We start from the raw sequence: 18379 nt of genomic DNA, 5'->3' as shown, positions 1-18379 counted from the left end.
TCAACCGATTCCGGGGATGAGGGAGAGGAGCAGGTCGATGATCTTGATCCCGATGAACGGGGCGATCAGGCCGCCGATGCCGTAGACCGTCAGGTTCCGGCGCAGCATCCGGTCGGCGCTCACCGGCCGGTACTGCACCCCCTTCAGGGACAGCGGCACCAGCGCGACGATGATCAGCGCGTTGAAGATGACGGCCGACAGGATCGCGGAGTCCGGCGAGGACAGGCCCATGATGTTGAGCTTGTCCAGGCCCGGGTAGACGGCCGCGAACAGCGCCGGGATGATCGCGAAGTACTTCGCGACGTCGTTGGCGATGGAGAACGTCGTCAACGCGCCCCGGGTGATCAGGAGTTGCTTGCCGATCTCGACGATCTCGATGAGCTTGGTCGGGTTGGAGTCGAGGTCGACCATGTTGCCGGCCTCCTTGGCGGCCGACGTACCCGTGTTCATCGCGACGCCGACGTCGGCCTGGGCGAGGGCCGGCGCGTCGTTGGTGCCGTCGCCGGTCATCGCGACCAGCTTGCCGCCCGCCTGCTCCCGCTTGATGAGGGCCATCTTGTCCTCGGGGGTGGCCTCGGCGAGGAAGTCGTCGACACCCGCCTCCTCGGCGATGGCCTTGGCGGTCAGCGGGTTGTCACCCGTGATCATGACCGTCCTGATGCCCATCCGGCGTAGTTCCTCGAACCGCTCCCGCATGCCTTCCTTGACGACGTCCTTGAGGTGGACGAGGCCCAGGATCCGGGCGCCCCCGGCGTCCTCGACCGCGACGAGCAGCGGTGTCCCGCCGGCCTGCGAGACGGCCGCCGCGAGGGTGTCCGCGTCCTCGGCGACGGTACCGCCCTGTTCCCGGACCCAGGCGATGACCGAACCGGCCGCGCCCTTGCGGATCCTGCGGCCGTCGACGTCCACGCCCGACATCCGGGTCTGGGCGGTGAAGGCGATCCACTCCGCGTGCGCCAGCTCCCCCTGGTGCCGCTCGCGCAGCCCGTACCTCTCCTTCGCCAGGACGACGACCGAGCGGCCCTCGGGGGTCTCGTCGGCCAGCGACGACAGCTGGGCCGCGTCGGCCACCTCGGCCTCGGTGACCCCGCGCACCGGCACGAACTCGGCGGCCTGGCGGTTGCCGAGGGTGATGGTGCCGGTCTTGTCCAGCAGCAGCGTGGAGACGTCACCGGCGGCCTCGACCGCGCGCCCCGACATGGCGAGGACGTTGCGCTGCACCAGCCGGTCCATTCCCGCGATGCCGATCGCCGACAGCAGCGCGCCGATGGTGGTCGGGATCAGGCACACCAGCAGGGCGACCAGCACGACCATCGTCAGGTGTGTGCCCGCGTAGTCCGCGAACGGCGGCAGCGTGGCGCAGGCCAGCAGGAAGACGATGGTCAGCGAGGCGAGCAGGATGTTCAGCGCGATCTCGTTCGGCGTCTTCTGCCGGGCCGCGCCCTCGACGAGACCGATCATCCGGTCGATGAAGGTCTCGCCCGGCTTCGTTGTGATCTTGATGACGATCCGGTCGGACAGCACCTTCGTCCCGCCGGTCACGGCGCTGCGGTCGCCGCCGGACTCCCGGATGACCGGGGCCGACTCACCGGTGATCGCCGACTCGTCGACCGAGGCGACGCCCTCGACCACGTCACCGTCACCGGGTATGACGTCACCGGCCTCGCAGACGACCAGGTCACCGATCCTCAGCTCGGTGCCCGCGACCACGGTCCCGTCGGCCTTGCGGGCCACGGTGTCGGTCTTGGCCTTGCGCAGGGTGTCGGCCTGGGCCTTGCCACGGCCCTCGGCGACGGCCTCCGCGAGGTTCGCGAAGACCACGGTCAGCCACAGCCAGGCGCTGATGGTCCAGCCGAACCAGTCGCCCGGGTCCTTGAAGGAGAAGACCGTGGTCAGGACCGAGCCGATCCACACCACGAACATCACGGGCGACTTGACCATCACGCGCGGGTCGAGCTTGCGGCAGGCCTCGGGGAGCGACCTGACGAGCTGCTTGGGGTCGAAGAGGCCCGCGCCGACGCGGCCGTCGGCCGGCGTGTGTCCGGTCGGCGCGTCCTGGTGGGGCGCAAGGGTGGGAGTGGACATCGTGTCCTCGTGGGCTTCCGTTCGGGTGGTCATGACGCCAGCCCCTCGGCCAGCGGACCCAGCGCCAGGGCCGGGAAGTAGGTCAGACCGGTGATGATCAGGATCGCGCCGACGAGCAGGCCGGTGAACAGCGGCTTCTCGGTGCGCAGGGTGCCCGCCGTGGCCGGCACGGGCCGCTGCTCGGCGAGCGAGCCGGCCAGCGCCAGCACGAACACCATCGGCAGGAAACGGCCCAGCAGCATCGCGAGTCCGGTCATGGTGTTGAACCAGTCGGTGTTCGCGTTGAGACCGGCGAAGGCCGAGCCGTTGTTGTTGGCCGCCGAGGTGAAGGCGTACAGCATCTCGGAGAAGCCGTGCGCCCCGGAGTTGAGCATGGAGTGCGGCGGGGTCGGCAGGGCCATGGAGGCGGCGGCGAGGACGAGCGCGAGCGCCGGGGTGATCAGGATGTAGACCGCCGACAGCTTGATCTCCCGCGGGCCGATCTTCTTGCCCAGGTACTCGGGCGTACGGCCGACCATCAGACCGGCGATGAACACCGCGATGACCGCCATGATGAGGATGCCGTAGAGGCCGGAGCCGGTGCCGCCGGGCGCGATCTCGCCCAGCATCATGCTCAGCAGGGTGATCCCGCCGCCCAGTCCGGTGAAGGACGAGTGGAAGGAGTCCACCGCGCCCGTGGAGGTGAGGGTGGTCGACACCGCGAAGATCGACGAACCGCCGACGCCGAAGCGGACCTCCTTGCCCTCCATCGCACCGCCCGCGAGCTGGAGCGCCGGGCCGTGGTGGGCGAACTCGGTCCACATCATCAGGGCGACGAAACCCACCCAGATGGTGAACATCGTCGCGAGGATCGCGTAGCCCTGCTTCACCGAGCCGACCATGACACCGAAGGTCCGGGTCAGCGCGAACGGGATCAGCAGAATCAGGAAGATCTCGAAGAGGTTGGTGAAGGGCGTCGGGTTCTCGAAGGGGTGCGCGGAGTTGGCGTTGAAGTACCCACCGCCGTTGGTGCCGAGTTCCTTGATGGCCTCCTGGGAGGCGACCGCGCCGCCGTTCCACTGCTGCGAGCCGCCCATGAACTGGCCGACCTCGTGGATGCCGGAGAAGTTCTGGATCGCCCCGCACGCCACCAGGACCAGCGCCGCGACGGCGGCGATCGGCACCAGGATGCGCACGGTGCCCCGCACCAGGTCGGCCCAGAAGTTGCCGATCTCACCGGTGCGCGAGCGCGCGAACCCGCGCACCAGGGCCACCGCCACCGCCATGCCGACGGCCGCGGACACGAAGTTCTGCACGGCCAGACCGGCGGTCTGCACGACGTGCCCCATGGTCTGCTCGCCGTAGTACGACTGCCAGTTCGTGTTGGTCACGAACGAGACCGCCGTGTTGAACGACTGCGCCGGGTTCACCGAGGAGAAGCCGAGCGAGCCGGGCAGAACGCCCTGGAGCCGCTGGAGCAGGTAGAGGAAGAGCACACCGATGAGCGAGAAGGCGAGGACCGCACGGAGATAGGCGGGCCAGCGCATCTCGGTGTCGGGGTCGGCGCCGACGCCCCGGTAGATCCACCTCTCGACCCGCCAGTGCCGGTCGGCGGAGTAGACCTTGGCCATGTGGTTGCCGAGGGGGATGTAGGCGAGCGCCAGCGCTCCTACGAGGGCGAGCAGCTGGAGCACGCCTGCGAGTACGGGACCCATGGCTGTCTCAGAACCTCTCCGGGAAGATCAGGGCGAGGACGAGGTAGCCCAGCAGGGCGACCGCCACGACGAGGCCGACGATGTTCTCGACGGTCACAGCTTCGTCACCCCCTTGGCGACGAGGGCCACCAGCGCGAAGGCCGCGAGGACGGTGACGACGAAGGCCAGATCGGCCATCGTGAGCTCCTGGAGTGAGGTGCGAAAGGGAGGTGGACGGTTAGAGCAAACCGCCTGCGTGGCCGGATCCGACCGGCGTTGACGTCTCCCTTACGGGCGCGGACACCCCTTTGACGGGACTCTTACGGTGGGACGAGTCCCTGGTCAGCCCCTCCCCGCGACTCCTGTCATCAGTACGTCCAGCCCCCGCCGGGTGGTCGCCATCACCACGCGGTCCCCGGCCGCCAGCACCCGCCCCTGCGCCGGTCGCCAGTCGAAGGCGTCCAGGTCCGGTACACGCGGTGTCCCGGAGTCCCCGGTGCCCCCGCCGACCGGTCCCACGGCCAGCACCCGCCACTCGCGCCGCCGGAACGCCTGGTGCACGGACCGTCCCTCCAGCTCCGGATGCCCGGCCACGTCCACGCACGTGAAGAGCAGCGACCCGCGCTCCACCGGCATCACGCCCAGCACATGGCGTCCCATCATGGCGGCGGCGAAGGAGGGCGCGGCCAGGGCGGACACGCTCCTGCTACGGGTCAGCGCGTCCGGGTAAGAGGCCCGCAGGGTGCGCTGGACGGTCGCGGCGAAGTCGTCGTCGTAGAGCCGGGCCACCACCCGGACGCCGGGGTGGTACTCCCTGACGGCCATGAGGATGTCGAGGTTCTGACCGTCATCGCGGGTGAGGACGAGCAGGGAGCGGCACTGCCGGACCCGGGCGAGTTCGAGTACGCCGGGGGCGGTCGCGTCCTCCAGGATCAGCGGGACGCCGAGTGCGCGGGCCAGGGCGACGCCCCGGGCGCGGGGATCGCGCTCGATGGCCACGACCCGGTGCCCGGTGGTGCGCAGCCGGTCCAGTGCGCGGGTGCCGACCATGCCCAGGCCCACCAGGACGATGTGGCCGCTGACGTCCTCCCCGGGCGGGTGGTTCGCGGAGGCGGTCCGGAAGGCGTCGGTGGCGTTCATGGTCGCGGCGACGACGAGGGGCAGCACGGCGAGTCCGACGAAGCCGGCGACGAGCTGGAGTATCCGGCGGGCGGGTGACTCCTCGGTGGCCGGGTCGCCCATGGTGAAGATGTCCAGGAGGGGCAGGTAGAAGTTCTTCCACCAGGGGTGCTCGTCGGCGAAGAGCGCGGTGGCGGTGGCCAGCGCGCCCACCACGGCCGCCAGCGAGCCGTAGACGGCGGCGAGCTGGCGGGAGAGGAAGACCCGCCACGGCAGGTGGGCCAGCCGCGCCCGTACCCAGCGCACCGGTCTGAAGTGCCGGGTGCGGCGGGCCGGTTCGGCCGTGTGGTGCTGGACGACCTCCTCCAGCATCAGCCGGCCGTGGGTGAACTGCCGGTGGTACGCCGTCCGGTCGTCCGGCAGCAGCTGGGTGCCGTCCTCGCCGGCCGTCTCGGGGCTGTCCTGGCTGGCCGGGTCGTCCTCGTGGGCGCCGGAGAGCACGGCGAGGGTGGCGAGGTCGGTGGCGTGCTGCGGGGTGCCCGCCGGGCGTACCACCCCGCGGAACACCCTGCCGTCGACCTGGAGGGTGTGGCCGTGGCCGACGGCGGCGGCCGCGACGAGCTCCGGTACCGCGGTGTCGGCGTCGGAGAGCACGGTGGTGGAGGTGTCCGCGGCAGGGGCGTCGCACAGGCCCGCCGCCCGGTCCAGGAGCCGTTCCAGATGGCTGCCGCGCTCGCGGTTGAACATCCGCACGACCAGCCGTACGGAGGGGTTGACGGCGCGGGCGAGCAGGGCGGCGGTCACGTTGACCTGGTCGTCGCGGTAGGTGAGGGCGAGCGCGGCGGCCCGTTCGACGCCGGCCGCGCGGAGGGTGGCCTCGTCGGGGCGGGCGGCGACGTGGAGCCGGACGGCGGAGTCCGGGTCGCGGTGCAGGGCGGCGACCTGGGCTCCGTGCACGTCGGCGGCGGACGGCATGACGACGGTGACGACCTCCCCGCACACGGCGTCGAGTTCGACGGCCAGCCGGTGGGCGAGCCCGTCGTCGCCGCAGATCACCATGTGCCCGGTGCGCTCTCCGGAGGCCGCTGGTACGGGGAGGGTTGACGTCACATCAGCCAGAACGGCACCGGTCCGGACACCGGTTCCTGCCGGGCCCCTCCCGGGCGTTCAAATGTGCGTCAAGAACATGTCAACAAGGTCCCCCGCCGCCCGCCCCGGGCCCTCGGGTTCATGACGCTCCGCCCACGCGCTCCGGCGCCCGCAGGGCAGGGGGCAGGTCGGCCAGGGGCAGCGAGACGACCATGGTCAGACCGCCGCCCGGGGTGTCCTCGGGGGTCAGGGTGCCGTCCATCGCCTCGGTGAGGCCGCGGGCGAGCGCGAGCCCGAGGCCGAGACCGGTGGTGTTGTCCGTGTCGCCGAGCCGCTGGAAGGGCTCGAAGAGGCGGTCGCGGCCGTCCGCCGGAAGCCCCGGACCGCGGTCGATGACCCTCAGCTCCGCGCGGCCGGCCAGCGCGCTCGCCGTCACCGACACCCGGGCGCCGGGCGGGCTGTGCCGGGCCGCGTTGCCGACCAGGTTGGCGATCACGCGCTCCAGCAGCGGCGGGTCGGCCAGCAGCGGGGGCAGGTGTTCCACGGCACCGTGCACGTCCACCGCCGGGGTGTCCGCCAGGGCCGCCGGCAGCACCTCCTCCAACGCCGTCGCCCGCAGGTTGAGGGTGAGGGCACCGGCTTCCAGCCGGCTGAGGTCGAGGAGGTTGTCGACCAGGCGGCTCAGCCGGGCCATGGACTCGTCGGCGGTGGCGAGGAGTTCGTCACGGTCCTCGGCGGTGAACTCCACCTCGTGGCTGCGCAGCGAGGTGACCGCCGCCCAGCCGGCCGCGAGCGGGGTGCGCAGGTCGTGGCCGACGGCCCGGAGCAGCGCCGTGCGCATCCGGTCGGCGGCGCGGACCGGTTCGACCTCGGCGGCGGCCTGGGCCAGCCGGGCGCGCTCCACGGCCGAGCCGACGTGCGCGGCGAACGCGGCGAGGACCCGTCGTTCGGAGGCGGAGGGGGTACGGCCGCGCAGCACCAGGTGGTTGCCCGGGCCGGCCGGCACGACGGTGGCATCGGCACCGTCGGGCGGGGTGTCGACCAGTTCGGCGGAGTCCGCCCCGAAGGTCTCCCGGGTGCGTTCCAGCAGGGCCGGGATGGTCTGGCCGCCGCGCACGATGCTGCCGGCCAGCGACGACATGGTCTCCGCCTCGGCCGTGGCCCGGGCCGCGCGTCTCGACAGCCGCAGGGAGCGGTCCACGACCCCGGCGACGGTGGCGGCGACGACCGCGAACACCCCCAGCGCGAGCAGGGCGTTGGGGTCGTCCAGGGTGAACTGGCCGACGGGCGGGATGAACCAGTAGTTGAGCAGCAGGGACGCGGTGACGGAGGCGATCACGGCGGAGGTGACCCCGCCTATGCAGGCCACCCCCACCACCGCGAGCAGGAACAGCAGGGCCTCACTGGTGAGGTTGACGGTGCCGCGGACCTGGGCGAGGGCCGCGGTGAGCAGGAGCGGCAGCACCAGCCCCGCGACCGGTCCGGCGACGAGCCGCCGGGTGGAGAGGGTACGGCGGCGGGAGGGCAGCAGGGTGCCGCGCCCCTCGCGCTCGTGGGTGACCCGGTGGACGTCGATGTCGCCGGAGAGCGCGGTCACGGTCTCCCCCGTGCCCGGCCCGGTCAGGAAGCGTTCGAGGCGGCCGCGGCGGCTGGTGCCGAGGACGAGCTGGGTGGCGTTCGCGGCGCGCGCGAACTCGACCAGCGCGGTGGCCACGTCGTCGCCGACCACGGAGTGGTAGCTGCCGCCGAGGTCCTCGGCCAGCCGGCGCTGCCGGGCCAGCGAGGCGTGCGAGACACCCGCCGCGAGCCCGTCGCTGCGGGCCACGTGCACGGCGAGCAGGTCGCCGCCCGCCGACCGGTCGGCGATCCGAGCGGCCCGTCGGACCAGCGTGTCGCCCTCCGGGCCGCCGGTCAGCGCGACCACCACCCGCTCCCGGGTCTCCCAGACCCCGCCGATCGCGTGCTCGGCGCGGTACGACCGCAGCGCCTCGTCGGCCCGGTCGGCGACCCAGAGCAGGGCCAACTGGCGCAGGGCGGTCAGGTTGCCGGGACGGAAGTAGTTGGCGAGGGCCGCGTCGATCTTCTCGGGGGCGTAGATGTCGCCGTGCGCCATCCGGCGGCGCAGGGCCTCCGGCGGGATGTCCACCAGCTCGATCTGCTCGGCACGCCGGACCACCTCGTCGGGCACCGTCTCGTGCTGCGGCATCCCGGTGATCTTCTCCACGACGTCCTTGAGGGACTCCAGGTGCTGGACGTTGACGGTGGTGATCACGTCGATGCCGGCCGCGAGCAGGTCCTCGACGTCCTGCCGGCGCCTGGGGTGCCGGCCGTCACCGGGGATGTTCGTGTGCGCGAGCTCGTCGACGACCGCCACCTCCGGGCGGCGCGCCAGCACCGCCGCGAGGTCCATCTCCTCGAACTCGCCGCCCCGGTAGCCGCAGCGCAGTCGCGGCGTGACCACCAGGCCCTCGGTCATGGCCTCGGTCCGGGGGCGCCCGTGGCACTCCACGAACCCCACGACCACGTCCGCGCCCCGGGACGCGCGGCGCCGTGCCTCGTCGAGCATGCGGTAGGTCTTGCCGACCCCTGGGGCCGCCCCGAGGTAGACCTTCAGCCGTCCGCGTGGTGCATCGTTCATCACCTCGAAGAAGACCCCGCGACCGGTCCTGGACACGACCGTCTTGACGCGTCTCTGGCGCCGCCGACGGCGATGTTGACACCGTCTTGACGGCCGTCGGGCCGGCGGTGCCTGTCCGGGCCGGCCGGTCCGGCCGTACTCGAACGGCCGGGGGCCCGGGCGTCGTACGGGATAACGCTCGGTGTCCGATGCGGGGTTCCGGCCCGCCGATCCCCGTACGGCCGAACGCCCCGGCGCGGTCTCCGTCGGACCATCACCTGCTGCGCGAACCCCGCCCGCCAGGCCATTCTTAACGCAAGCTTGACGCCCTGGGTCCACCGATCCGTGGGCCCACGCGTCACTCTCTGCATACGCTGGTGCCGCCGTCCGCGTGATGGCCGGAATCGAACTGCGCCGCACCTCACCGCGCCGGACACCAGGAGCCCTCCGCATGGCCACGACCGAGCACCCCCCTCCCAGTCGCCTGCGCGCCTGGATGCTGGAGGGGCTGTCCGACATGGGCAAGGGCGGCGGTCACACGGGCCCTCACGCGCAGCCCGCGCCCGCGCACCAGGGCCAGCGCTGGTGGCGGGTGATGTGCCTGACCGGCGTGGACTACTTCTCGACCCTCGGCTACCAGCCGGGCATCGCCGCCCTCGCGGCCGGCCTGCTCTCCCCCATCGCGACCATCGTGCTCGTGATCGTCACCCTGGCCGGCGCCCTGCCGGTGTACCGCCGCGTCGCCGAGGAGAGCCCGCACGGCGAGGGCTCCATCGCCATGCTGGAGCGGCTGCTCTCCTTCTGGCAGGGCAAGCTGTTCGTGCTCACCCTGCTCGGCTTCGCCGCCACCGACTTCCTGATCACGATCACGCTGTCGGCCGCCGACGCCTCCACCCACCTGGTCGAGAACCCGCATCTGACCAGCACCCTGCACGGCCATCAGATGGTCATCACGCTGTTCCTGGTGGCCCTGCTCGGCGCGGTCTTCCTCAAGGGCTTCCTGGAAGCGATCGGTGTCGCGGTCGCCCTGGTCGGCATCTACCTCGCCCTCAACGTCGTCGTCGTGATCGTCGGCTTCTGGCACGTCATCACCGCCGAACACGTCATCACCGACTGGAGCAGCGCCCTCACCGCGGAACACGGCAACGTCTTCGTCATGATCGGCGTCGCCCTGATCGTCTTCCCCAAACTCGCGCTCGGCCTGTCCGGCTTCGAGACCGGCGTCGCCGTCATGCCGCACGTCAAGGGCGACCCGGGCGACACCGAGCAGCGGCCCACCGGCCGGATCCGGGACGCCAGGAAGCTGCTCACCACCGCCGCCCTGATCATGAGCTGCTTCCTCATCGCGACCAGCTTCATCACCACGCTGCTGATCCCGGAGAACGAGTTCAAGCCCGGCGGCGCCGCCAACGGCCGCGCCCTCGCCTACCTGTCCCACGAGTACCTCGGCAACGCCTTCGGCACGGTCTACGACGTCTCGACCATCTGCATCCTGTGGTTCGCCGGCGCCTCCGCCATGGCCGGCCTGCTCAACCTGATGCCCCGCTACCTGCCCCGCTACGGCATGGCCCCGCACTGGGCCCGCGCCGTCCGCCCCATGGTCATCGTCTTCACCCTGATCGCCTTCCTGGTCACCTGGATCTTCGACGCCAGCGTGGACGCCCAGGGCGGCGCCTACGCCACCGGCGTCCTGGTCCTGATCAGCTCCGCGGCCATCGCGGTGACCATCGCCGCCCGCAAGGCCGGACAGCGCAAGTGGACCGTCGCCTTCGCGGTGATCTCGGCGGTGTTCCTCTACACGACCGTCGTGAACGTCATCGAGCGCCCCGACGGTGTGAAGATCGGCGCCTGCTTCATCGTCGGCATCATCCTGGTGTCACTGCTGTCCCGGCTGGCCCGCGCCTTCGAACTGCGGGTGACGAGCGTGACCCTCGACGACATGGCCGAGCGGTTCATCAGGGACATGGCCAGCCGCAGGATCCGGTTCATCGCCAACGAGCCGGACGCCCGCGACAAGGCCGAATACCGCGACAAGGTCGAACAGATCCGGGCCGACAACGACATGCCCGAGCAGGAGGACTTCGTCTTCGTCGAGGTCACCGTGACCGACCCGTCCGAGTTCGAGGCCGGCCTGACCGTCCGCGGCGAGGTCCTGCACGGCCGCTACCGCGTGCTGACCCTGGAGTCCGCGTCCATCCCCAACGCCCTGGCCGCGCTCCTGCTCCACGTCCGCGACGAGACCGGCTGCATCCCGCACATCTACTTCGAGTGGACCGAGGGCAGCCCGTTCGCCAACTTCCTGCGCTTCTTCCTCTTCGGCCAGGGCGAGGTCGCCCCGGTCACCCGCGAGGTGCTGCGCGAGGCCGAACCGGACCGCAACCGACGACCCCGCGTGCACACGGGCTGAGCGCCGGCCCCGCCGACCGCCGACCGCCGACCGCCGACCGCCGACCGCCGACCGCCGGGGCACGCGTATCGTAAGAATCCCGTCAATAACCGCTCAGTCCGCATAAGAACCCCGTCAGCGGCCGCTCGCCCGCGCCCACCGGCCCCTACCGTCGGCCTCATGGCGGACAGCAGACCCTCGGGCCGGGCGACCGGCGACCGCACCTGGCGCGGCGGCGCCCGGCTGGCCGTCGGCTGCGCCCTCGGCTTCGGCGCCCTCACCCTCGGGGTGGACTGGGACGCCGGCAGCCTCACCCCGGCCCGAGCCCTGCTCTGGGTGGCCCTCTCGGCGACCGTCCTCGGCCTGCTGCTGCCGGCCCGCGTCACGGCGGGCCCCGGCTGGCTCGCGGTGCGCGGTCCGCTGCGCCGCCGTACGGTCCGTACCGACTCCCTCGTCCACGTCGGCCGGTACGGCGACGTCGCCGCGCATCTGGTCCTCTGCGACACCCTGGGCAACCGGCTGGAACTCGACCCCGGCGTGCTGCACGCCAACCCCCTGCTCTGGCACGAGCTGGACACCGGCATCCGCCGCTCCCTGGAACGCGGCACCCTGCGCCGCGGGTCCGAGGTGCTCGCCCGGCTCGGTCACGAGATCGACGACACGAACGCCCGCGCGGTCCTGGAGGTGTCCGGGCTCAGCTGACCACCGGCCCCTGTCCATGAGCCCCGCCACCTGCCCCTATGGTGAGCGCATGCCTTCCTACACGATCGGCCGGGCGGCACGGCTGCTCGGCGTCAGCCCGGACACCGCCCGCCGCTGGGCCGACGCGGGCCGGATGGCCACCCATCGCGACGAGGGCGGCCGAAGGCTCATCGACGGCGCGGATCTCGCCGCGTTCTCCGTGGAGCTGGCCAAGGCGGGAACCGGCGAGGAGGACGCCTCCTACACGTCGGTCCGCAACGCCTTCCCCGGCATCGTCACCGCGATCAAGCTCGGCGACGTCGCCGCCCAGGTCGAGATCCAGGCCGGTCCGCACCGCCTGGTCTCCCTGCTGACCCGGGAGGCCGTGGAGGAACTCGGCCTGGAGGTGGGCATGGAGGCCACGGCCCGGGTGAAGTCCACGAACGTACACATCGACCGCACCTGACCCATCCCCGGCCGCGTCCGACCCACTACCTCCGACCCACTACCCACCCCCCGTCCAGCCGGATCTCCCTGATGCCGCTGATGTGCCGGGCCCCGCAGCGGTCCTGCGGCAGGACCAGTTGCGGGCCCGCCCGGTCCAGCGGGGTGCCGTCGATGCTCACACCGAGCAGGACGGCCAGGACGTCGTACAGCCGGGGGCCCGTGAAGCCGTGGTGCTGGACGCCGCTGCTGGCGCACTCGAAGCTGACCCGGACCTGGTGCTGGGGCCAGCGCAGGAGGTCCGGCACGGTCAGCCGGGCGGGGCGGGCCAGATCTCCGGTGAGGTCGAGTTCGGCGAGCGTCATGTGCGGCCACCTCCCGGATGACGGTACCCGCGACGCCCTGCCGTACAAACGCACATGCCAGGTTCCCGTCCAAAGCATGCAGCTCATGCGATGCGACAGGAGACTTACGTCTCGCAAATGCGGCAGTATCATCACCTCGCGGCCGTTGCCGGTCGCGGCAGGGCGCGACAGTTTTCTCCCAAGACAGAGGAGTTCACCCGTGATGACCCGTTCCGCGCGCCGGACCCGGCGGACGATGCAGGTGGCCGGTGTCTCGGTCGCGGCCCTGCTGGCCCTGAGCGCCTGCTCGTCCTCCGGCTCGTCCGACAGCGACTCGTCGCCGAAGACCAAGTCGGACACCTCGTCGTCGGCGTCGCCCAAGCTGTCGGGCTCGATCACCGTGTTCGCGGCGGCCTCCCTCAAGGAGAGCTTCACGACGCTGAAGGCCGACTTCGAGAAGGCCCACCCGGGCACCACGGTCAACTTCAGCTTCGGTGGCAGCGACACGCTCGCCGCCCAGATCACCAGCGGTGCGCCGGCCGACGTCTTCGCCGCCGCCAGCCCCAAGACCATGGCGCTCGTGACCGACAAGAAGGACACCGCCACCACCCCGGCCACCTTCGTCCGCAACCAGCTGGAGATCGCCACCCTGCCGGGCAACCCCGACAAGGTCTCCTCCCTGAAGGACCTCACCAAGTCCTCGCTGAAGGTCGTGCTGTGCGACAAGACGGTGCCGTGCGGCGCCGCCGCCCAGAAGGCGCTGGACGCCGCCAAGCTCAAGCTCACACCGGTCTCCTACGAGGAGGACGTGAAGTCCGCCCTCAACAAGGTGGTCCTCAAGGAGGCCGACGCGGCCGTCGTCTACAAGACCGATGTGAAGGCCGCGGGCAGCAAGGTGGAGGGCGTGGAGTTCCCCGAGTCCGCGAACGCCATCAACGACTACCCGATCGCCCTGCTCAAGAACGCCCCCAACCCGTCGGTGGCCAAGGCGTTCATCGCACTGGTGCAGTCCGCCGAGGGTCAGCAGGTCCTGAACCAGGCCGGGTTCCTCAAGCCGTGACGAAGGCCGACGAGTCCGGTGCCGCGGCCGGCGCCCGCACGGGCCGCCCGCGTCGCCGGCGCGTCCGGATCGCCGTACCGCTGCCGCTCCTCCTCCCCGGAGCGGTGGCTCTGGCGTTCCTCCTGCTGCCCCTCGTCGCACTCCTCCTGCGCGCCCCCTGGAGCAGTCTCCCGTCCCTCCTGACCAGCCCCGACGTCTGGCAGGCCCTCCAGCTCTCGCTGTTCAGCGCGACGGCCGCGACGGCGGTGAGCCTCGTCCTCGGGGTACCACTGGCCTGGCTGCTGGCCCGTACGGAGTTCCCCGGCCGGGGTCTCGTACGAGCGCTGGTCACCCTCCCCCTGGTCCTCCCGCCGGTCGTCGGCGGTGTGGCCCTCCTCCTCGCGCTCGGCCGCAACGGCGTCGTCGGCCAGTGGCTGGACGCCTGGTTCGGCATCACGCTCCCGTTCACGACGACGGCGGTGGTGATCGCCGAGACCTTCGTGGCCATGCCGTTCCTGGTGATCAGCGTGGAGGGCACCCTGCGCGCCGCCGACCCGCGCTACGAGGAGGCGGCGACGACCCTGGGCGCCACCCGCTTCACCGCCTTCCGCCGCGTCACCCTCCCGCTCATCGCCCCCGGGATCGCGGCCGGCGCGGTCCTGGCGTGGGCCCGCGCGCTGGGCGAGTTCGGAGCGACGATCACCTTCGCCGGCAACTTCCCCGGCCGCACCCAGACCATGCCCCTCGCCGTGTACCTGGCCCTCCAGAACGACCCCGAGGCGGCGATCGCGCTCAGCCTGGTGCTGCTCGCGGTGTCGATCGCGGTGCTGGCCGGGCTGCGGGACCGTTGGATGACAGCGCCATGACCACTGTGCCCCCGTCCGGCAGCCACGGCCCGACCGGCCTCGACGCGCACCTGGTGGTCACCCGCGCCGCCTTCCACCTGGACATCACCCTCACCGCCGCCCCCGGCGAGGTCGTCGCCCTCCTCGGCCCCAACGGCGCGGGCAAGACCACGGCCCTGCGCGCCCTGGCAGGCCTCACCCCGCTCTCCGCCGGCCGGCTCCGCCTGGACGGCGAACAGCTGGACGGCACACCGCCCGAGTCCCGCCCGGTCGGCGTCGTCTTCCAGGACTACCTCCTCTTCCCCCACCTCACGGCCCTGGACAACGTCGCCTTCGGCCCCCGCTGCCAGGGCGCGACGAAGGCCGAGTCCCGTGCCGTGGCGGCCGGCTGGCTGGACCGCATGGGTCTCACCGCACACGCCGGCGCCAAACCCCGCCGGCTCTCCGGCGGCCAGGCCCAGCGCGTCGCCCTGGCCCGCGCCCTGGCCACCCGCCCCCGGCTCCTCCTCCTCGACGAACCCCTCGCCGCCCTCGACGCCCGCACCCGCCTGGACGTACGCTCCCAGCTCCGCCGCCACCTGGCCGAGTTCGAGGCCGTGGCGGTACTGGTGACCCACGACCCGCTCGACGCGATGGTGCTGGCCGACCGCCTGATCGTGATCGAACACGGCAGGATCGTCCAGCAGGGCACCCCCGCCGACATCGCCCGTCACCCGCGCACCGACTACATCGCCCACCTGGTCGGCCTCAACCTCTACCGGGGCCGGGCCGAGGGCCACACGGTCAAGCTGGAGACGGGACCCGCGATCACCGTCACCGAGGAGTTGACCGGTGACGTCTTCGTCGCGTTCCCGCCGAGCGCGGTCACCCTCTTCCGGGACCGCCCCACAGGCGTCAGCGCCCGCAACCTCTGGCGGTGCGAGGTCGCCGGCCTGGAGACCCACGGCGACCGGATCCGCGCCGACCTGACCGGCGAACTCTCCCTGGCGGCCGACCTGACCACGGTCGGGGCGGCCGAGCTGGACCTGCGTCCGGGCGCCACGGTCTGGGCGACCCTGAAGGCGACCCAGACCCACGCGTACCCGGCGTGAACGCGGAAGGCCCCGCCGAAGCGGGGCCTCCTGCGCGTGCGCGGGTACTACGGGTCAGTCCTCGTACGCGTCCAGCGGCGGGCACGAGCACACCAGGTTCCGGTCGCCGAAGGCCTGGTCGATCCGGCGCACCGGCGGCCAGTACTTGTCGGCGGCGGACACCCCGGCCGGGAAGACGGCCTCCACGCGACTGTACGCGTGCTCCCACTCCCCGCCGAGCGCGGCGGCCGTGTGCGGAGCGCCCCGCAGCGGGTTGTCCTCGGCGGGCCACTGTCCTGCCCCCACCTTGTCGATCTCCGCGCGGATGGCGATCATCGCGTCGCAGAACCGGTCCAGCTCACCCAGGTCCTCGGACTCGGTCGGCTCGATCATCAGCGTGCCGGCGACCGGGAAGGACATCGTCGGCGCGTGGAAGCCGTAGTCGATGAGCCGCTTGGCGACGTCGTCGACGCTGACCCCGGTCGCCTTGGTGAGCGGCCGCAGGTCGATGATGCACTCGTGCGCGACCAGCCCGCCGGGCCCGGTGTAGAGCACGGGGAAGTGCGGCTCGAGCCGCTTGGCGACGTAGTTGGCGCTGAGCACGGCCACCTGGGTGGCCCGCTTCAGCCCCTCGCCGCCCATGAGCCGGACGTACGCCCACGAGATCGGCAGGATCCCGGCCGAGCCCCAGGGCGCCGCGGAGATCGGCCCGACCCCGGTCTCCGGCCCGGCGGCCGGCTGGAGCGGGTGGTTCGGCAGGTACGGCGCCAGGTGGGCCCGTACGGCCACCGGACCGACGCCCGGTCCGCCGCCGCCGTGCGGGATGCAGAAGGTCTTGTGCAGGTTGAGGTGGGACACGTCACCGCCGAAGTGCCCCGGCTTGGCGAGCCCGACCAGGGCGTTCAGGTTGGCACCGTCGACGTAGACCTGGCCGCCGGCCTCGTGGACCTGGGCGCAGATGTCGGCGACGTGCTCCTCGAACACGCCGTGGGTGGACGGGTAGGTGATCATCAGTACCGCGAGTTCGTCGCGGTGCTGCTCGATCTTCGCCCGCAGGTCCTCGACGTCGATCTCGCCGTCCTCGGCGGTCTTCACGACGACGACCTTCATGCCCGCCATCACCGCGCTGGCCGCATTGGTCCCGTGGGCGGACGACGGGATCAGGCACACGGTCCGCTGCGCGTCGCCGTTGGCCCGGTGGTAGGCGCGCACGGCGAGCAGGCCGGCCAGCTCGCCCTGGGATCCGGCGTTGGGCTGCAACGACACCTTGTCGTAGCCGGTGACCTCGGCGAGCCGCTCCTCCAGTTCCCGGATGAGCGTCAGGTAGCCCTGTGCCTGCTCGGCGGGCGCGAAGGGGTGCAGCTGACCGAACTCGGGCCAGGTGACCGGCTCCATCTCGGTGGTGGCGTTCAGCTTCATGGTGCACGAGCCCAGCGGGATCATGCCCCGGTCCAGCGCGTAGTCGCGGTCGGCGAGCTTGCGCAGGTAGCGCAGCATCGCGGTCTCGGAGCGGTGCTGCTGGAAGACGGGGTGGGTGAGGTAGCCGTCGGTGCGCAGCAGCGCCTCGGGCAGCGTGTCCTCGGTGACGGCGTCCAGCGCCTCGACGTCGCCGTCGACCCCGAAGGCGCCCCACACGGCGCTCAGCTGGGCGCGCGTGGTCGTCTCGTCGCAGGCCATGGAGACGTGGTCGGCGTCGACGAGCCGCAGGTTGACACCGCCCTGCCGGGCGGCGGAGACGACCTCGGCGGCCTTGCCGGGCACCCGCGCGGTGAGGGTGTCGAAGTAGGCGCCGTGCACGATCTCGACGCCGCCGGCCCGCAGGCCCGCGGCGAGGACCGTGGCGTACCGGTGGGTGCGCCGGGCGATGGCCTGGAGCCCCTCGGGGCCGTGGTAGACGGCGTACATGCCGGCCATCACGGCGAGCAGCACCTGCGCGGTGCAGATGTTGCTGGTGGCCTTCTCCCGGCGGATGTGCTGCTCGCGGGTCTGCAGCGCGAGCCGGTAGGCCTTGTTCCCGTCGGCGTCCACGGACACGCCCACGAGCCGGCCGGGCAGGCTGCGCGCGAACTTCTCACGGACGGCCATGTAGCCGGCGTGCGGCCCGCCGAAGCCCATCGGCACGCCGAACCGCTGGGTGGTGCCGACCGCGATGTCGGCCCCCAGCTCGCCCGGGGAGGTCAGCAGGGTCAGGGCGAGCAGATCGGCGGCCACGGTGACGAGCGCGCCGAGCTCGTGCGCCTGCTCGATGACGGGCTTGATGTCGCGTACGGCACCGGAGGCACCGGGGTACTGGACGAGCACGCCGCTGATCTCACGTCCGGCGAGGTCCGCCGGGATGCCCTCGGAGAGGTCGGCGACCACGACCTCCACGCCCGTCGGCTCGGTGCGCGTGCGGATCACCGCGATGGTCTGCGGCAGCGCGTCCGCGTCGACGACGTAGACGCCCTTCTTGTTCTTGCCCATGCGCAGTGACAGGGCCACGGCCTCGGCGGCGGCCGTGCCCTCGTCGAGCAGCGAGGCGCCGGAGGTGGGCAGCCCGGTGAGGTCGGCGACCACGGTCTGGAAGTTCAGCAGCGCTTCCAGCCGGCCCTGGGAGATCTCCGGCTGGTACGGCGTGTAGGCCGTGTACCAGGCGGGGTTCTCCATCACGTTGCGCAGGATGACGGGCGGGGTGAAGGTCCCGTAGTAGCCGAGGCCGATCATCGAGCCGAGCACCTGGTTGCGGTCGGCGAGCGAGCGCAGTTCGGCGAGGACCTCGGCCTCGGTCCGGGCACCCGGCAGCTCCAGGCGGTCGGCGTTCTTGATCACGTCCGGCACGGCCGCGGCCGTCAGTTCGTCCAGCGAGCCGTAGCCGACCTGCGCGAGCATCTTGGCCCGCGCCTCCTGGTCGGGCCCGATGTGGCGCTGCTCGAAGGGGATTGCCTGTTCGAGCTCGGAGAGCGAAGGGCGGTGGGCGGTCATTGCGGAGGCCTCCTGGTCTGACGCGA

Annotated in this window: 13 protein-coding genes; 6 read left to right on the top strand and 7 right to left on the bottom strand. The window is 72.0% G+C overall.

The window, feature by feature from the left end:
• From kdpB to MB828_RS36805, 5 genes are all read right to left on the bottom strand, one after another.
• Window positions 1-2118: a potassium-transporting ATPase subunit KdpB gene (gene kdpB / locus MB828_RS36825; protein WP_301651969.1), complete on the bottom strand. Its 2118-nt coding sequence runs from the start codon at window positions 2116-2118 to the stop codon at window positions 1-3.
• Window positions 2115-3779 carry a potassium-transporting ATPase subunit KdpA gene (kdpA, locus tag MB828_RS36820; protein WP_301651968.1) on the bottom strand — a complete coding sequence of 555 codons (1665 nt, stop codon included), beginning with the start codon at window positions 3777-3779 and terminating at the stop codon, window positions 2115-2117. Before kdpA ends, kdpB begins: the two co-directional genes overlap by 4 nt.
• A 7-nt stretch (window positions 3780-3786) precedes the next feature.
• Window positions 3787-3876, bottom strand: coding sequence for a K(+)-transporting ATPase subunit F (kdpF, locus tag MB828_RS36815; protein ID WP_067057375.1), 90 nt, complete (start codon window positions 3874-3876; stop codon window positions 3787-3789).
• Window positions 3877-4100: 224 nt separating this feature from the next.
• Window positions 4101-5987 (bottom strand): NAD-binding protein, encoded by a 1887-nt coding sequence (locus MB828_RS36810; protein WP_301651967.1) that lies wholly within the window; start codon window positions 5985-5987, stop codon window positions 4101-4103.
• Between the two features lie 118 nt (window positions 5988-6105).
• Window positions 6106-8604, bottom strand: coding sequence for an ATP-binding protein (locus tag MB828_RS36805; RefSeq protein WP_301651966.1), 2499 nt, complete (start codon window positions 8602-8604; stop codon window positions 6106-6108).
• A 430-nt stretch (window positions 8605-9034) separates the two neighbouring features.
• Between MB828_RS36805 and MB828_RS36800 the strand changes: the two genes are divergently transcribed.
• The 3 genes from MB828_RS36800 to MB828_RS36790 all read left to right on the top strand — a co-directional run bounded on the left by MB828_RS36800 (window position 9035) and on the right by MB828_RS36790 (window position 12116).
• Complete coding sequence (locus MB828_RS36800; RefSeq protein WP_301651965.1) at window positions 9035-10990, top strand: APC family permease; 1956 nt, start codon at window positions 9035-9037, stop codon at window positions 10988-10990.
• Window positions 10991-11149: 159 nt separating this feature from the next.
• Window positions 11150-11671 (top strand): hypothetical protein, encoded by a 522-nt coding sequence (locus MB828_RS36795; RefSeq protein WP_301651964.1) that lies wholly within the window; start codon window positions 11150-11152, stop codon window positions 11669-11671.
• A gap of 49 nt (window positions 11672-11720) precedes the next feature.
• Window positions 11721-12116: a TOBE domain-containing protein gene (locus MB828_RS36790; protein ID WP_133024677.1), complete on the top strand. Its 396-nt coding sequence runs from the start codon at window positions 11721-11723 to the stop codon at window positions 12114-12116.
• 25 nt (window positions 12117-12141) lie between these two features.
• Here MB828_RS36790 and MB828_RS36785 read toward each other — a convergent pair whose 3' ends face one another.
• On the bottom strand, window positions 12142-12459 hold the full coding sequence (locus MB828_RS36785; RefSeq protein WP_301651963.1) for a hypothetical protein: 318 nt from the start codon (window positions 12457-12459) through the stop codon (window positions 12142-12144).
• Between the two features lie 202 nt (window positions 12460-12661).
• Here MB828_RS36785 and modA point away from each other — a divergent pair, with 202 nt between their 5' ends.
• From modA to MB828_RS36770, 3 genes are read left to right on the top strand one after another with little or no spacing between them, the layout of a single operon-like run.
• Window positions 12662-13498, top strand: a complete 837-nt coding sequence (gene modA, locus MB828_RS36780; RefSeq protein WP_301651962.1) for a molybdate ABC transporter substrate-binding protein — start codon at window positions 12662-12664, stop codon at window positions 13496-13498.
• On the top strand, window positions 13495-14343 hold the full coding sequence (locus MB828_RS36775) for an ABC transporter permease (protein WP_301651961.1): 849 nt from the start codon (window positions 13495-13497) through the stop codon (window positions 14341-14343). Before modA ends, MB828_RS36775 begins: the two co-directional genes overlap by 4 nt.
• Window positions 14340-15413: an ABC transporter ATP-binding protein gene (locus tag MB828_RS36770; RefSeq protein WP_301651960.1), complete on the top strand. Its 1074-nt coding sequence runs from the start codon at window positions 14340-14342 to the stop codon at window positions 15411-15413. Before MB828_RS36775 ends, MB828_RS36770 begins: the two co-directional genes overlap by 4 nt.
• Before the next feature lie 54 nt (window positions 15414-15467).
• Here MB828_RS36770 and gcvP read toward each other — a convergent pair whose 3' ends face one another.
• Window positions 15468-18353, bottom strand: a complete 2886-nt coding sequence (gene gcvP, locus MB828_RS36765; protein ID WP_301651959.1) for an aminomethyl-transferring glycine dehydrogenase — start codon at window positions 18351-18353, stop codon at window positions 15468-15470.
• Window positions 18354-18379 lie beyond the last annotated feature (26 nt).

The sequence above is a fragment of the Streptomyces arenae genome (assembly GCF_022343545.1).
Lineage (GTDB): Bacteria > Actinomycetota > Actinomycetes > Streptomycetales > Streptomycetaceae > Streptomyces > Streptomyces humi.
This window is presented reverse-complemented; position numbering and strand designations above follow the sequence as displayed.

Excerpts from the sequence above, each read along its gene's own strand:
- kdpB (WP_301651969.1), bottom strand. The coding sequence starts at position 2,118 with ATGACCACCCGAACGGAAGCCCACGAGGACACGATGTCCACTCCCACC.
- kdpA (WP_301651968.1), bottom strand. The coding sequence starts at position 3,779 with ATGGGTCCCGTACTCGCAGGCGTGCTCCAGCTGCTCGCCCTCGTAGGA.
- MB828_RS36805 (WP_301651966.1), bottom strand. The coding sequence starts at position 8,604 with ATGAACGATGCACCACGCGGACGGCTGAAGGTCTACCTCGGGGCGGCC.
- MB828_RS36800 (WP_301651965.1), top strand. The coding sequence starts at position 9,035 with ATGGCCACGACCGAGCACCCCCCTCCCAGTCGCCTGCGCGCCTGGATG.
- MB828_RS36795 (WP_301651964.1), top strand. The coding sequence starts at position 11,150 with ATGGCGGACAGCAGACCCTCGGGCCGGGCGACCGGCGACCGCACCTGG.
- MB828_RS36790 (WP_133024677.1), top strand. The coding sequence starts at position 11,721 with ATGCCTTCCTACACGATCGGCCGGGCGGCACGGCTGCTCGGCGTCAGC.
- MB828_RS36785 (WP_301651963.1), bottom strand. The coding sequence starts at position 12,459 with ATGACGCTCGCCGAACTCGACCTCACCGGAGATCTGGCCCGCCCCGCC.
- modA (WP_301651962.1), top strand. The coding sequence starts at position 12,662 with ATGACCCGTTCCGCGCGCCGGACCCGGCGGACGATGCAGGTGGCCGGT.
- MB828_RS36770 (WP_301651960.1), top strand. The coding sequence starts at position 14,340 with ATGACCACTGTGCCCCCGTCCGGCAGCCACGGCCCGACCGGCCTCGAC.
- gcvP (WP_301651959.1), bottom strand. The coding sequence starts at position 18,353 with ATGACCGCCCACCGCCCTTCGCTCTCCGAGCTCGAACAGGCAATCCCC.